Below are 15,049 nucleotides of genomic sequence, written 5' to 3'. Positions count from 1 at the left end.
TGCTCCCATAAACAACAACTATTATTGCGGGTTATATTTATGTCAGAAATCAGTCGTTCTGTTCTCTTTGGTAAACTTAATCGTTTGTTATTCACTTCGCTGGAAAATGCCACAACATTTTGCAAACTACGCAGTAATCCTTATGTCGAACTGGTGCATTGGCTACATCAACTCATGCAACTGCAAAACAGTGACCTGCAACTCATTATCCGTTACTTTGCACTGGATGAGCCTAGCCTGACAAAGGATATTATTGCAGCACTGGATCGCCTGCCACGCGGCGCGAGCACGATTTCCGATCTCTCCGAACACATTGACAGCGCTGTAGAACGCGCCTGGGTATATGGTTCACTGAAATTTGGTGTTGACAAGATCCGCAGTGCACATTGGCTGATTGGTATGTTAAAAACGTTCAATCTGCGCAATACATTGAAAGCCATTTCCCCGCAGTTTGATCGAATCAATACAGATACTTTGGTGGATAATTTCAACGCTATCTGCGGTAGCAGTAATGAAACACAAGAGAGTACCGAATTATCACCCGATAATACGCAAACAACGGTACAACCATCGACTGACAGTGCGTTGCAAAAATACGGGCAGGAACTGACTGCCCGCGCCCGTAATGGTGATATTGACCCTGTATCGGGCCGCGATGAAGAGATCCGTCAAATTATCGATATTCTGATGCGGCGACGTCAGAATAATCCCCTGCTGACAGGAGAAGCCGGTGTTGGCAAGACGGCTGTCATTGAGGGGCTGGCATTGCGGATTACAACAAATGAAGTCCCCCCTCCTCTACAAAACGTGCGGCTTTGGCTATTGGATATTGGTATGTTGCAGGCTGGTGCAGGGGTCAGAGGTGAGTTCGAGTCCCGCTTACGGAAAGTGATTGAAGAAGTACAATCCAGCCCGATTCCCATTATTCTGTTTATTGATGAAATTCATACTCTGATCGGTGCCGGCGGACAACAAGGAACCGGTGATGCCGCCAATTTATTAAAACCCGCATTGGCACGGGGTCAATTACGGACTCTTGGCGCGACCACATGGTCAGAATACAAAAAGTATATCGAAAAAGATCCCGCCCTTACGCGCCGTTTTCAAGTTGTTCAGGTTCATGAGCCGGATGAAACCAAAGCATTGCTGATGCTACGCAGCCTGATAAATACACTGGAGAAACATCATCATGTCCTTTTATTGGATGAAGCGGTTGAGGCTGCGGTACGTCTCTCTCATCGCTATATTCCTGCTCGCCAGTTACCTGATAAAGCGATAGCTTTGTTGGATACCGCTTGTGCCAGAGTTGCAATCAGCCAACATGCTGAACCCCCGCAGTTAGAAAACTGCCGCCATCAAATTGATGCCTTGAAAATTGAACTGGAAATCGCTGAACGGGAATCAAAAGTCGGTGTTGGGGATCAGCAACGGTCAGAAACTATCCGCGAGAAACTCTCTGTACTGGAAGAAAAACGGAGCCAACTGGAAAATCGCTGGCAACAAGAACTTGCCCTGATTGATCAAATTATTCATCTACACACTCAGTTTCATGAACAGCAGCACAATGATGATATCGATGCTCTCCATACTGAGCTGACAGAACTACAGCAGCAATTGAAAATTTTGCAAGGAGATATCCCGCTTATCTTCGCTACCGTAGACAGTAATGTCGTTTCTGCCGTTGTATCGGATTGGACGGGCATTCCTCTCAGCCGTATGGTAAAAGACGAAATCGAGGCTGTATTACATTTAGCTGATACACTCAACCAACGTGTCATTGGCCAGTACCACGCCTTAGAATTAATCGCAAAACGGGTGCGTACTTCACGAGCCAGATTAGATGATCCCAATAAACCGGTAGGTGTATTCATGTTATGCGGCCCATCCGGTGTCGGCAAGACCGAAACCGCGTTGGCACTGGCAGAAACGTTATATGGTGGCGAGCAGAACCTAATCACCATCAATATGAGTGAATTTCAGGAGGCACACACCGTATCCACATTGAAAGGCGCTCCTCCCGGTTACGTAGGTTATGGTGAAGGTGGCGTATTGACCGAAGCAGTCCGCCGCCGTCCCTACAGCGTGGTATTGTTGGATGAGATTGAAAAAGCCCACCCCGATGTTCACGAAATTTTCTTTCAGGTCTTTGATAAAGGTTGGATGGAAGATGGCGAAGGTCGCCACATTGATTTTCGCAATACCATCATTATCCTGACATCCAATGTTGGCGCTGATTTAGTTAGCACGCTGTGTTTGCAATCAGCCACCATTCCAGACCCGGAAAAACTCAGCACAGCTTTGCGAAAACCGCTGTTACAAGTATTTCCTGCCGCTTTGCTGGGGCGCTTAATGGTTATACCTTACTATCCATTGAGCGATGAAGTGATGGCAAATATCGTTCATCTGCAATTAAATCGTATTAAAAAACGCTTACTGGAAAATCATGGCATTATAGCCACATTCGATAATGCCCTGGTTAAGCATATCGTCGAACGATGTACAGAAATCGAATCAGGAGGCCGCATGGTGGATGCCATTCTGACCAACACCTTGCTACCACAAATTAGTCAGCATATTCTTTCTGCCACTGCTAATGATCAACAATATCATCAGCTACAAGTATCTCTCGAACAAGGCGAGTTTCAATGTCAATTCACGAATTAGGCTTGTGAGCAGGAGACTATTTATTATGCTGAATTTTTATAATAACTACACCAGTGGCAGTCATCTATCCTTACATGCACTACCTGTTGGATACTGCTTGAACGAATTTGAGATCGAAAACGTTATTGGCAATGGCGGGTTCGGGATCGTGTATCGTGCCTGGGATCACCGACTAAAACGAAGCATTGCGATCAAAGAATATATGCCTGCTTCTCTGGTAATGCGTGAGCAAAATTTAACGTTAAAACTACGTAGAGAAGATTTCAGAAAAAGATTTCACATTGGGCTGACTCATTTTATGCGTGAAGCTCATTTTATGAGTTGTTTCAACCACCCATGCTTACCATTTTTTCTTCATTTCTGGCAAAAAAACCGCACTGCCTACATTGCAACGCCTTTTTACAGCGGAAAGACGTTAAAGGTATTGCAAGCAACACAACCGGAAATTATTAATCAACGCTGGCTCTGCAACATTTTGTATCCTTTGCTTGATGCACTTAATACGCTTCACCAAGCGGGTTATCTGCACTGTGATATTTCTTTGGATAATATCTTGATTCAAGAAAATGGAGCACCGGTGCTACTCGATTTAGGCTCAACCAGAAAACTGAACGAACGACTGTCTGATGAACTTGAAGTCACCATAAGATCAGGTTTTACGCCTATCGAACAATACACAGCCAATGAAGAAGGACAGCAAGGCCTCTGGACAGATATCTATGCGATAGGTGCGGTACTCCATACTTTAATTGTCGGAACTCCCCCGCCAGTCAGTATTGTGCGTAATCTTGAAGATAATTATCAACCTCTGGCCGAACGGAAACCTGCTGGTTATTCACTCTCATTTCTACATGCTATCGATCGCGCTTTAGCCATTCAACCTTCTGAACGACCAATGACCACGTCAGAATTAACAGCGCTGATAAAATCATCTGCTATAGAACCATCTTTGTCCCCGACATTATCTGATTTTGGTACGCTATCAGAATACTGACAATCTATTCCCTGTGGATTTCAAGATGCAGATATCAATAATGATTGTGTAATTTAAGGGAGTCTAACCATGGTATATAGAAAAAGATCGTTGAGTGTTAATCATCATCATGATTTTTTATCAAATCCATTACGGGAAACTAAATCTACTTTGGATATGAGGTCTGTTGATGCTGAACTTCGAGATCTTAGGGATATCAGGAAATTTGTGCACATCAAGAAAGGAAATTATCAAGAAGCATCCTATGCCGTAAACACAATATTACATAGAATGAGTGGAGACCAATTTCCGCATGATTTTTTTAATGGTAATAGGGAAAATGAAAGGAAGAATAAAAATATTGGAGAAACTTCTCACTCGGAGGTTCTTAACCTGAATAGTATATTAAAGAATCATGGATTGGTGTTAGAACAACATAAAAAATCATTAACAAAAGAAGAAAATGAAGAAAAAGAAGAAATAGCGAAAAATTTTTATAGGTATCAAAGTGCAAAAACGATATTCACGTTAATAAACAAGTCAATTAATCGCTCTCGTGACGAAGATACGTTTTTTATTGCTTACTACTTCTCTAATCCTATAGGAATATTACAACTTTCTACAAAAAGTAATATTCCCTTAATTGTTCATTTTGCTGTGCACTATCTAACTCGTAATTTTGGATATTTACTAATGGAATATGCGGTAAATGAATCATTAGACTTAGGAAAAGAGGGGAAATTACAATGTGATGCATTACCCAGAGCTGAAAAGGCTTATTCTGATTTGGGATTCCTAAAAACAACAGGTGATGTTATGGTGTTAGAGCCTGCAATGAATAAAGATAAATGGCATATTATAAATGGCCGTTATAAATATATAATGTACTAAATATCTTTTTAAAATGACAGACAAGTCAGAAAAACCCAGTCCTATTTTTGCGGATCTTTTAATTGTAAAAAAGTTACATAAGGAAAAAGTGAGAAATCCTTGAAGCTGGGAACATAGGTATTTTGGCATCATACAATATGAGAGAAGATGACGAGAGAAGATTTTTTATCAAAAAATCAAAACACCTCCGCCAGAGATAATCTCTGGCGGAGTGTTAAAATCAATAATTATTCATCTTCTTCATGTTCAGAGGCACGTTTCTTTCCACTCAATTCATATTCACGTAGTTTATTCGCTATCGCAGTATGAGAAACGCCAAGCCGTTTTGCCAATTTGCGCGTGCTGGGATAATGACGATAAAGGCGCGTCAATACGGAACGTTCGAAACGCTTGCTGATTTCATCCAAAGACCCCACCAGTACATCTTCATTAAATGCCATCTCTGATTCTAATTCGGGCAACTGAATATCCTGCGGGCATAGTTTATTCGTCTCAAGCTGAGTCAACGCATGATAGATAACATTCCGCAGTTGCCTGACGTTCCCCGGCCAGTGATAACCAGACAAAAATGGCTCCAGATCAGAAGAAAATTTAGGCTTGGTTAAACCCTGCTCTTGTGCAAAACGCGTAACAAAGTAATCTGTCAGCGGCATAATATCCGCCCGACGCTCCCGTAAGGGAGGCAATGTAATAGTTAAAACATTCAGCCGATAATAGAGATCTTCACGAAACACCCCTTTTTGCACTAACTCAACCAAATTCTTCTGAGTGGCGCATATAATCCGGACGTTAACCTTAACTTCATTGTCTTCACCAACACGGCGGAATGTTCCATCGTTCAAGAAACGCAGTAATTTATTCTGCATTTGTGGCGACATTTCACCGATCTCATCCAACAAAACCGTACCGCCATTAGCCTGCTCAAAGAAACCTTTTTTGCCTTCCATCGCATTTGGGTAGGCTCCCGCCGCATAACCAAATAGCTCACTTTCGACAACATCGTCTGGCATAGAAGCACAATTTAACCCAAGAAAAGGCTGTTTTCCTCTGGCACTCCGCAAATGACAGGCTTTAGCAAATTCATCTTTTCCGGTTCCCGTTTCTCCAATAAGCAGCAATGGGGCATCAAGCATTGCCATTTTACGTGCCTGCTCAATGACATGAACCATTTTAGGACTGACGGCAATAATTTGCTCAAAAGCACAATCATCATTCACCGTTAATCGTTTGAGCGATGATTCAATCTTTCTTTCTGAGTGGCGTGTTTCAGCGCGCAACATAATCACAGCGCCTACACACCTGACGACCTGATTTTCATCTGTTAACTGCATAGGAACAATATCCATCTCATAGTTCTGCCCTTTGATGGATAAATGTGCCGAATGAGGTTGGTGATGCTCACTTTCGAGCCAGCGGAGGAAATTGTAATTGTTAATCAGATGACTGATGTTTTTTGGGCTGATCTTTTCTTTGCTGAGGCCAAATAATACCAGTGAGGCGGGATTAGCCAGCTCGATGTTTCCTTTCATATCAATAGAAAAGATTGGTTCAGGAACCGATTCCAACAGTGTCCACATCGCCCTATGCTCTTTTTCTGACGGCATAAAGGCGACCGTCCGAACATCAATCACCCCGCTGATGCGGCGAATTTCCGCCATCAATAAACGAAAGGTGTTGAAATCAATCTGAGTAAAATTAAGGTAAATACGACGAGCAGGAGAAATCTCAATTCCTTTCAGGTCAATATTTCTTAAAACCAGTAAATCAAGTAACTCACGAGTTAACCCAATCCGATCCTGACAAGTAACTTCTAATCGCATTATTCTGACCTTATTTACACGATGTTCATAACCTTCTGAAATGTTACCCGTTACTGTGCAATAGATGAAGCCCTGTCAGTAAAAGTTTACGATAAAATAAGTTGTCAATCTGGAATGACAGTAGCCACTATTTGGCTACTGTATTTTGGCGGCTGTATTGTTCTCGGTCTTTTTGGTTTTTGTCGTCGGTAATGTGCTTTTAAGCTGGGTCAGTAATTGGTGACGAAAATCCCCCAGTTTCGGCTTGTCGCCATCAATCCATGGCAAAGGACGACACAGTTCCATTGCTTTGATACCCAGACGTGCAGTCAGCAGGCCCGCGCCAATTCCCTGAGCAGCACGCGCCGAAAGACGGGCAGCAATGTCCTGGGACAACCAGTCCATGCCCACTTCCCTCACTAATTCTGACGCTCCCGCAAAGGCAATATTCAGCAGGACTAACCGGAACAGACGAATGCGGCTGAAATAACCTAATTCGATCCCATACAGCGCCGCTATGCGATTAATCAAACGAATATTTCGCCACGCAATAAAGGCCATATCGACAATAGCCAGCGGGCTGACAGCAATCATTAAGGCAGATTCCGCCGCAGAACGACTGATCTCTTTCTTCGCTTGCACATCTAAGACAGGCTGAACCAATTTGCTGTATAACATGACTATTTCACGGTCATTGTGTGTTTCATGCACAGCTGCCTGCCAACGCTGTAATGCCGGGTGCTGTTGCTCAATTCCGGCCTGCTCTGCCAGTTTTTCGCAAAATTGACGCCCTTTGCCAATACCATGGCTTTGCAATAGCACCTTCGCAGTATCTCGCTCTTCGGTACGCTGGCGTAAGTGATAGAGACGCCGCCACTCTCTTATCACTGTGCCTATTCCCGCAAAAATAATCAGGCCACCCGCTGCGGCAACCCCCAGTGCAATCCAATCATTTTGCTGCCATGATTGATATATCCACTGAATAAACTGTGCAATCACACTGACGCCTAACAGCAATATTGCGCCGGAAAAAATTTTTCGCCACAAACTCCGTTTTGGTTTCAGTGCCTGATTGACAGCACCTTCAAATTCCCCCTCTTGTTCCTCTGCGTCCAGTTCAGGCATAACCGGATAGAATTCCTTTTCCTGCCCATTGAATTCTTTTTTTGATTTCAGAGATGACTCTGACGATGTTGGTGCAAGATCATCAAAATCCATTCTCGGTTTCAAAGGTTCGGTCATGTTAATTTGTCTCCCAGTAAAAATTCCATTGCGCTGTCCATGCGAATATGAGGTAACGGCGTATCAACATTGACTTGTTTTGGTCTGAATGATTCAAAATTGAACCCCTGTTTTTGCCAAAAGTCGCTGTTCGGCAAACGCTGTGGCACTTCTCCCGGAAAGAACGTCATTGGTTTATCATCTGACAAGCGGTTGCCTTTAATGGCAGGAATTTTTTCACCATCATGAATGACAATACCACTTTCTGTTGCCTGAACGGATGCAAGCCCCACACAATCCATACTGATCCCTTCAAACGCCGCGTTTTGCCAGGCTTCCTGAACCAATTGCTGTAAAAGAGAAACAAGGTTGGCATGTTGATCCGCTGTAATATGATCAGCTTTGCTGGCAGCAAACATCAATTTATCGATACAAGGGGAGAATAAGCGACGAAACAAGGTTCGTTTACCATAATGGAAACTCTGCATAAGCTGTGTCAATGCAAGCCGCATATCGTTAAAGGCTTGTGGGCCACTGTTCAAAGGCTGTAAACAATCCACCAGAACAATTTGCCGATCAAAGCGGAGAAAATGCTCTTTATAGAAACCTTTGACGATATGATCACAATAATAAGCAAAGCGCTCCCGCAACATACCAATGTTAGTCTGTTTATCCGCCTTGGCTAATTGAGGTTCTCCAATTCTGTCGATATCCGGCCATGGGAAAAATTGCAGCGCGGGCGCTCCCGCTAAATCCCCCGGTAAGATAAACCGCCCTGGCTGAATAAAATGCAGCCCCTGTTGTTTGCATTGATGCAGATAATCGGTATAAGCCTGAGCGATTCTGGCAAGCAAATTTTCATCGGCAGGGGCCAATGGATCACATTGTTTGCATAATTCCAACCACGGTTTAGCCCAATTCGCTCTTTCCCCTTTGAGCAATCCATTCATATGCCGTGACCACGCCAGATAATTTTGTTCCAGCATGGGTAAATCCAGTAACCATTCTCCCGGATAGTCGACAATTTCCAGATAAAGGGTGGAGGTTTCCTTTAGATAACGAAAGAGAGAATCTTTAGAGCGATAACGCAGAGCCAAGCGAATCTCGCTCACGCCACGCGTTGGTATTGGCCAATACGGTGGTGTGTCGTGCAATGCGGCAATGTTTTCATCATAGGCAAAGCGGGGAATTCCAAAATCTCGCTGTGGTACCCGTTTTACACCCAGCAAACGCCCGTCACGCACAGCAGAAAATAGCGGCAATCTGGCTCCACTATGAACATGCAGTAACTGGTTTACTAAAGAAGTAATAAAGGCGGTTTTTCCACTGCGACTTAATCCTGTTACCGCCAGTCGCAAATGGCGGTCCATTCCACGATTAACAAGCGCTGATAGTTCGTTTTGCAACCGTTTCATGTTTCTCCTAATAGGGGATACCGTGATTCTGTTTCATCCGGTCTGTAACATCGGCACAATGACAATTATTATCAATAGATTGATACTATTTCCGATGTTACTGACCAGAACCCATATTTTTCTATATAAAATTTTAGGGTATTTAAATTTAGTATTCTAAATTTATAGCCTGACATTGTTCACGGTCTAAAGTTGGCGAAAACGACTGCGTACACTATAAGTGTCTGAAGTAATATAACGTTCCATCTGACGCAAGCGAGTTTCACTTGCCCTCAGTTGGTAATCTACTTCATCCAACATTTTCTGTGCTGATGGCCCCCTATCTTTTTCCTCCGCCGAATATCCCGCAGGCGCGGGATCCATTACAAAGGTCAAGATAATATAAGCCAATACAGTTATGCCAAATAATCCAAAGAACAGCGACAGTACTGTGATGGTACGGATAAGCGGAACTGGCACGTTAAAATAATCTGCCAGCCCGGCACAAACCCCTTTTACCATCCCCTGATCTGGCAAGCGATAGAGTTTCCGGCGGTATGTATTCGACATTATGACTGTCTCCAGCTTGGATGCTCGGCATCAAGGATATCTTCCAGCGTTTTGATCCGCTCCTGCATACGCCGGGCGTTCTCTGTCAATTGCTCTAAACGCTGAACCTCGCTGCTCCCTAACTGACCTCGATTCTGGTTGCTATAATGCAGCCACAACCAAATGGGTAAAACAAAAAGCACGAAGATGATCAGTGGGATCCCCAGAAATATATAGCCCATTATCTTTCCTTAGTTGTGCATAACATAAGTTGTGCATGACATATGTCATCATTGTGGATCTTTGAGATTCATTTTAGCCTTCAGGGCCGCAAGTTGCGCACTGATTTCATCATCTGCTTTCAATTCTGCAAATTGCTGTTCGAGTGATTTTTGTTTGCCCAACCCAACGGATTCCGCTTCGGCTTCCATGTGATCTATCCGGCGCTCAAACTGCTCGAATCGCGCCATTGCCTCATCTATTTTACCACTATCTAGCTGACGGCGTACTTCGCGGGAAGATGCCGCTGCCTGATGACGCAAAGTTAATGATTGTTGTCTTGCACGCGCTTCTGTCAATTTATTTTCCAGCTCCGTCACTTCACCCTTAATGCGTTCAAGAGTTTCATCTAAAATAGACAGTTCGTTTGTTAATACTTCAACCAGGCTGTTAACTTTCTGTTTTTCAATCAACGCCGCACGAGCCAGATCTTCTTTACCTTTACTCAACGCCAGTTCAGCTTTTTCCTGCCAACCCTCAATTTGGTTTTCACCATTGCTAATACGGCGCAAAAGCTGTTTTTTCTCTGCCAGTGTACGCGCTGAGGTTGAACGAATTTCCACCAACGTATCTTCCATTTCCTGAATCATCAAACGGATCATTTTTTGCGGATCTTCCGCTTTATCCAGCAGAGAAGAAATGTTGGCGTTAACGATATCAGCAAAGCGAGAAAAAATACCCATAGTCATAAACCTCTTTCATTAGAATGTATGTATGTTATGCCTGTGTACTGTTAAAGCGGATACAAGATACACGGTAAGGCATTTATTTAATTACTTGAATACAATTTACTTAGATGCAAATTACTTAGGTGCAAATTACTTAGGTATAAATACAAGATACATGCCAACTTTATATCTTTGATATCTTATTGAAATAAATAAAATAATTTTTCTTTGACTTTTTATGGCAATAATTTAATGTGGTTAAATTGACTAACTAGTGGCGAAAAATACCATGTCTCAGTTTATTGATAACCTATTAGGTGAAGCAAACTGTTTTATTGAAATTTTGGAACAAGTCTCTGCACTAGCAAAGTTGAATAAGCCTGTTTTGGTTCTCGGCGAACGAGGAACAGGCAAGGAGTTAATCGCCCGTCGTTTGCATTATCTTTCTCCGCGTTGGCAAGACCCCTTCATTTCTCTGAATTGTGCTGCGCTCAATGAAAATCTGCTTGATTCAGAACTTTTTGGTCATGAAGCCGGCGCATTCACCGGCGCTCATGCAAAACATCAGGGGCGCTTTGAACGGGCAGACGGTGGAACGTTATTTCTTGACGAACTGGCTACCGCCCCCATGCAGGTACAGGAAAAATTGCTGCGCGTCATTGAATATGGTCATTTGGAACGCGTAGGCGGCAATAAGTCCTTACAAGTCGATGTACGTCTGATATGTGCAACCAATGAAGATTTACCTGCCATGGCTGCCCGTGGAAAGTTCAGGGCTGACTTGCTTGATAGACTGGCATTCGACGTGGTTCAAATCCCGCCACTACGTCAACGACAACAGGATATTATGTTACTGGCACAAAATTTTGCGATTCAGATGTGTCGTGAATTGAACCTGACCTTTTTCCCCGGATTTACTGACGAAGCCAAGCAGCAGCTACTTTCTTATCATTGGCCCGGCAACGTCCGAGAATTAAAGAACGTGATAGAACGCTCCATTTATCGACACGGCGATAATCAGAATGAATTAAACACTATCATTATCAACCCATTTTCATCATCACAAGGACGTGTTGAAAAACCTGTTAATGCGCGATCTCGATCTATTGCTGGTGAGCCGACCGATTACTCCCTTCCCCAATTACCCCTTGATTTAAGACAATGGCAAAATGATAGTGAAAGGATTTTGATCATGCAGGCATTGGCAGAAAGTCAATTCAGTCAGAAGAAAGCGGCTGATAAGCTCAATCTGACTTATCACCAGCTACGTGGATTAATCAAAAAACACGATATCAATATTCACACCAGTGAATAAACAAAAACCAGTGGGAACAAGGTAGCCAATCCAAGGGTTACGCGTGAAATTTTCTTTGTTCGGGCAACTTAATTTATCAACAGTCTATTTTAGTACTGATGGAGATATCATCATTTCTGAAGGTTTACCTTGGAAAAAGAGAATCATGTGTTGGATATATTTTACTCATATATACTTATTGAGATCAAACAGAACAGTCAATCCCGGCTAAACGTACTCAAAATCCAATATTGGAGTTAAATTAGACCCGTTTGTCTTGGATTGCTATAGCATCTAAAACCCTTTCTCTTATATTATCAAAAATAATATCAGCTTCTTGATTGCCATCAATAGCTATAGCGAAATCAGGAGTTTTTTCTTCAAGTTGATTATTGAAAGATATAAGCTCTTCCAAGACCTCGCAATCGGTACCTCTTTTATTAATTCTTTCATAAGCAATCAAAGGATCAATTTTAATGAAAAATAACAGATCATAAGGCTGAATAAGGTTATAAATTTCTGAGACCTTGTCTATGTTTTCACAACCATGTGAACGAGCTAATTGCAAACGACAATTATTTGTCCTAGGATCAATTATATCAATACCTTGTATTAACATAGGTTGTATAACCGAAAAATGAAAACGAACGGAACTAAAAGCTTTTGAAAGTTCGAAAGCATAAGCTCCAAAATAGCTACGATGCGTTTTACCATATTTCTTAGCAATAGCCTGTGAAGTTTGAGCTACCAAGTCATCTTTGGATTCACTTACGTAGCACTGTCTGTCTAAGGATCTAAGAAATTGTGATAACTTCGCAGATTGTGTAGACTTACCTGCTCCATCTAAACCTGTAAAACCAATGAACATAGTTTTTCTCCTTATGCAATTGTATCTACCTTATATAGAGGCATTGATATATTCCGCACCAAAACTATCAGATATTACAGGAACGTCTTCCCAAGGTTCACGATAATCCAAGCTTGATGCATAACTTAATAGAAGGTCCATATTATTATTTATTTTTTCAATCCCCCGAAAATAAAGTTGTGATGTTCCATCACATAAAAGGTAAGATGGAGTTGAACCTATTGCCCCTATAATTAGGGAAGATCTAATAATATGTAATGTACAAGGAAAGTTTTCTTTTGGTGGCAAATTAAGACCACGTATTTTATTTTTGAATACAGGTTGTTCAGAAACAGGCACAGTCTGGTAGTGTCTTACATTAAGTCCTTCGGCATTCAATGCATGCTGTACTGCCATACGAAACCTTCCTCTGTCTGCATAACCTATCCTCGTAGGGTCTAGCATTATTCGGTAAAAATGAAAAACTGACCTAAAATCTTCATTATTATAGGGAGGTGTTAACCAATCAAATTTCGAGAGGGTTTTATTAAGAAATTCACCAGCTATACGGATTCTATTTGTTAAAGAGGTAAAAGATCTTAGCTGGGTTCTAGCCATTGATGCCTGGATAGGGTTCAGAGTATAATTCCATCCAAAGGTAATAGAATTATAAACTCTTGTTTCATTGCTTTTTATAACCTCACCATAGATCCTTAGCATTTCAGCTTTATTTTTTTGAACGATTGTTTTATTAAGTAACATGCCACATTCACCGCAAGTTGCAAGATTTTTTTGCGACATTAAGCTGAATGTTGAGGCATCCCCAAAACTACCAACAAGTTTTCCTTTATACGTAGCGCCTGGTGCCTGAGCTACATCTTCTATCATATATAAATGATATTTCTTACAAATATCAATTATGGGGTCCATGTCAGCGGGAATGCCGTGCATATGAACAATAACAACAGCTTTCGTTTTTGGAGTAATCACAGCTTCTATATTATCAGCTGTGATATTGTAAGTATAAGGGTCAACATCCGCAAAAACAGGGATTGATTTATTATGTACAACAGCAAGAGCTGTTGCGATAAAAGTAAGGTTAGGTACAATTACTTCATCGTCCTCATTAATATCTAATGAAACTAAAGCAGCATGTAGAGCAGCTGTTCCACTGTTGAGGGCTGTGGCATATGGCATACCAAAAAAGTTAGCCATTTCTTTTTCTAAAAGATAAACCTCTTCAGAACCTCTTCCTGAAAAATCATAATCATCAAATGATTTAATAACAGCTTCTTTATCTTCTTCGCTTACAATAGGCCATTTAATTCTAAGAGAAGAATGATCTTGGACAATTTTTTCTCCACCAAAAAGTGCAAGACATTTACTTTTCTCGATCATTTAATATACCCTCAATGAATTTATCGTAACTTAAGCCATAGGCGTTTGCTTGCCGTGCGGACGCTTGGTTTAGAGCAAGCCCTGGTTGCGAATCGGTTTCAAGTGCATAGATAGAGCCTTCTGGATTTATAACAAAATCAGTCTTACTTAACCCTCTAGCTCCTAAAGAAATATGAAAAATCTTGGCATAATAAGAACACTTTTTTAATAGGTCATGGTCTAACTTTGTATTAGTTTCTCTCAATACACCTATATTATTAATATTTCTTTCTCTTAATAGAGGAGGGAAACAAATAGGATTATTACTACCATAAACAACAATTGATACCTCGATGTCACCTTGAATTAGCTGTTCGCCTATTTCGTTGTGGTGCAGATTGCCATTTACACTTACAAAGATACCATTCTTACTCCCTCCATCATCTGGTTTATGAACGAAACAAGAAATTTTTTGGGCATTATCTCCATAGAGATGGCCACGATATATCCAGTCTGGAGTAGGTATACCAAGTCTAAGATAATGTTTTTTAGTCAGATGCTTTGAGCTCATAACAAAAGCAGCCTCAGGATTCGAATGTGTATGCATCACACCAATTTCCTTCATTGCATTCTGAAGCATTCCATTTTCACCATAACCACCATGCGTACACAAAAAGCACACTCCATCAACAAGTTTCTGAATTATTCGTAAGTAAGTACACCTACTAACTTGCACTACCTCACCATTTAACACAGATAAAACATTAGAAACAGATAGAGCAGAAAATTCAGACTCTGGGCCATCTATATTTTGTATTATATATTTCTTTCTTTTCATGACATTTTTTCTCTTTGGCTATTAATTAACAATGCATGAATTTCATCTAATTTAGTAAGGTGTGTAAATTTCAAATCAGATATAATAAAAATTGAACTGATAGTTTCCTCAAGCAATAACTTAATAGTTTTATAATCAGGGATATTATTATTTTTTATGCAACCTTCATATTCTACTTCAGCCTGTGTATGAAAATATGATCCGTCAAAAGTAGCTATAGAGAGAGATAAAGAGTAAAGATGACCATTCAAAGTA

13 protein-coding genes and 1 pseudogene are annotated in these 15,049 nt (G+C 41.4%); 4 read left to right on the top strand and 10 right to left on the bottom strand.

Annotated features, from left to right (window positions below):
- Nucleotides 1–39 precede the first annotated feature (39 nt).
- From tssH to AB204_RS10780, 3 genes and pseudogenes are all read left to right on the top strand, one after another.
- Nucleotides 40–2,664, top strand: a complete 2,625-nt coding sequence (tssH, locus tag AB204_RS10790; protein ID WP_047963380.1) for a type VI secretion system ATPase TssH — start codon at nt 40–42, stop codon at nt 2,662–2,664.
- A 25-nt stretch (nt 2,665–2,689) separates the two neighbouring features.
- Nucleotides 2,690–3,592, top strand: a pseudogene (locus AB204_RS10785) (serine/threonine protein kinase); the annotation flags it as partial.
- A 135-nt stretch (nt 3,593–3,727) separates the two neighbouring features.
- Nucleotides 3,728–4,528, top strand: a complete 801-nt coding sequence (locus AB204_RS10780) for a GNAT family N-acetyltransferase (RefSeq protein ID WP_047963379.1) — start codon at nt 3,728–3,730, stop codon at nt 4,526–4,528.
- Nucleotides 4,529–4,755: 227 nt separating this feature from the next.
- Here the strand turns inward: AB204_RS10780 and tyrR are convergent, their stop codons facing one another.
- From tyrR to pspA, 6 genes are all read right to left on the bottom strand, one after another.
- Complete coding sequence (tyrR, locus tag AB204_RS10775) at nt 4,756–6,348, bottom strand: transcriptional regulator TyrR (protein WP_047963378.1); 1,593 nt, start codon at nt 6,346–6,348, stop codon at nt 4,756–4,758.
- A gap of 135 nt (nt 6,349–6,483) precedes the next feature.
- Nucleotides 6,484–7,569: a YcjF family protein gene (locus AB204_RS10770; protein ID WP_047963377.1), complete on the bottom strand. Its 1,086-nt coding sequence runs from the start codon at nt 7,567–7,569 to the stop codon at nt 6,484–6,486.
- Nucleotides 7,566–8,963, bottom strand: a complete 1,398-nt coding sequence (locus AB204_RS10765) for a YcjX family GTP-binding protein (RefSeq protein WP_047963376.1) — start codon at nt 8,961–8,963, stop codon at nt 7,566–7,568. Before AB204_RS10765 ends, AB204_RS10770 begins: the two co-directional genes overlap by 4 nt.
- Before the next feature lie 186 nt (nt 8,964–9,149).
- Nucleotides 9,150–9,512: an envelope stress response membrane protein PspC gene (gene pspC, locus AB204_RS10760; RefSeq protein ID WP_047963375.1), complete on the bottom strand. Its 363-nt coding sequence runs from the start codon at nt 9,510–9,512 to the stop codon at nt 9,150–9,152.
- Nucleotides 9,512–9,733 (bottom strand): envelope stress response membrane protein PspB, encoded by a 222-nt coding sequence (gene pspB, locus AB204_RS10755; protein WP_047963374.1) that lies wholly within the window; start codon nt 9,731–9,733, stop codon nt 9,512–9,514. The genes pspC and pspB overlap by 1 nt, the downstream gene beginning before the upstream one ends.
- A 48-nt stretch (nt 9,734–9,781) precedes the next feature.
- A complete protein-coding gene (gene pspA, locus AB204_RS10750) occupies nt 9,782–10,453 on the bottom strand; it encodes a phage shock protein PspA (RefSeq protein WP_047963373.1) in 672 nt (223 codons plus the stop codon).
- 274 nt (nt 10,454–10,727) lie between these two features.
- Here pspA and pspF point away from each other — a divergent pair, with 274 nt between their 5' ends.
- Nucleotides 10,728–11,753 (top strand): phage shock protein operon transcriptional activator, encoded by a 1,026-nt coding sequence (pspF, locus tag AB204_RS10745; RefSeq protein WP_047963372.1) that lies wholly within the window; start codon nt 10,728–10,730, stop codon nt 11,751–11,753.
- A gap of 241 nt (nt 11,754–11,994) precedes the next feature.
- Here pspF and AB204_RS10740 read toward each other — a convergent pair whose 3' ends face one another.
- From AB204_RS10740 to AB204_RS22755, 4 genes are all read right to left on the bottom strand, one after another.
- Complete coding sequence (locus AB204_RS10740) at nt 11,995–12,600, bottom strand: nucleoside/nucleotide kinase family protein (RefSeq protein WP_047963371.1); 606 nt, start codon at nt 12,598–12,600, stop codon at nt 11,995–11,997.
- Between the two features lie 30 nt (nt 12,601–12,630).
- A complete protein-coding gene (locus tag AB204_RS10735) occupies nt 12,631–13,977 on the bottom strand; it encodes a DegT/DnrJ/EryC1/StrS family aminotransferase (protein ID WP_053067887.1) in 1,347 nt (448 codons plus the stop codon).
- Nucleotides 13,961–14,794: a D-alanine--D-alanine ligase family protein gene (locus tag AB204_RS10730; protein WP_047963370.1), complete on the bottom strand. Its 834-nt coding sequence runs from the start codon at nt 14,792–14,794 to the stop codon at nt 13,961–13,963. The genes AB204_RS10735 and AB204_RS10730 overlap by 17 nt, the downstream gene beginning before the upstream one ends.
- Nucleotides 14,791–15,049: hypothetical protein (locus tag AB204_RS22755; protein ID WP_047963369.1), on the bottom strand; the 259-nt coding region annotated here is incomplete at its 5' end. The genes AB204_RS22755 and AB204_RS10730, both read right to left, overlap by 4 nt.

Origin of the sequence: Xenorhabdus khoisanae (genome assembly GCF_001037465.1) — a bacterium.
GTDB lineage: Bacteria > Pseudomonadota > Gammaproteobacteria > Enterobacterales > Enterobacteriaceae > Xenorhabdus > Xenorhabdus khoisanae.
This window is presented reverse-complemented; position numbering and strand designations above follow the sequence as displayed.

What these genes read in the sequence shown, in the direction of transcription:
- AB204_RS10730 (WP_047963370.1), bottom strand. Translation starts at nt 14,794, where the DNA reads ATGAAAAGAAAGAAATATATAATACAAAATATAGATGGCCCAGAGTCT.
- AB204_RS10770 (WP_047963377.1), bottom strand. Translation starts at nt 7,569, where the DNA reads ATGACCGAACCTTTGAAACCGAGAATGGATTTTGATGATCTTGCACCA.
- tssH (WP_047963380.1), top strand. Translation starts at nt 40, where the DNA reads ATGTCAGAAATCAGTCGTTCTGTTCTCTTTGGTAAACTTAATCGTTTG.
- tyrR (WP_047963378.1), bottom strand. Translation starts at nt 6,348, where the DNA reads ATGCGATTAGAAGTTACTTGTCAGGATCGGATTGGGTTAACTCGTGAG.
- AB204_RS10735 (WP_053067887.1), bottom strand. Translation starts at nt 13,977, where the DNA reads ATGATCGAGAAAAGTAAATGTCTTGCACTTTTTGGTGGAGAAAAAATT.
- pspA (WP_047963373.1), bottom strand. Translation starts at nt 10,453, where the DNA reads ATGGGTATTTTTTCTCGCTTTGCTGATATCGTTAACGCCAACATTTCT.
- pspF (WP_047963372.1), top strand. Translation starts at nt 10,728, where the DNA reads ATGTCTCAGTTTATTGATAACCTATTAGGTGAAGCAAACTGTTTTATT.
- pspB (WP_047963374.1), bottom strand. Translation starts at nt 9,733, where the DNA reads ATGGGCTATATATTTCTGGGGATCCCACTGATCATCTTCGTGCTTTTT.
- AB204_RS10740 (WP_047963371.1), bottom strand. Translation starts at nt 12,600, where the DNA reads ATGTTCATTGGTTTTACAGGTTTAGATGGAGCAGGTAAGTCTACACAA.
- AB204_RS10765 (WP_047963376.1), bottom strand. Translation starts at nt 8,963, where the DNA reads ATGAAACGGTTGCAAAACGAACTATCAGCGCTTGTTAATCGTGGAATG.
- pspC (WP_047963375.1), bottom strand. Translation starts at nt 9,512, where the DNA reads ATGTCGAATACATACCGCCGGAAACTCTATCGCTTGCCAGATCAGGGG.
- AB204_RS10780 (WP_047963379.1), top strand. Translation starts at nt 3,728, where the DNA reads ATGGTATATAGAAAAAGATCGTTGAGTGTTAATCATCATCATGATTTT.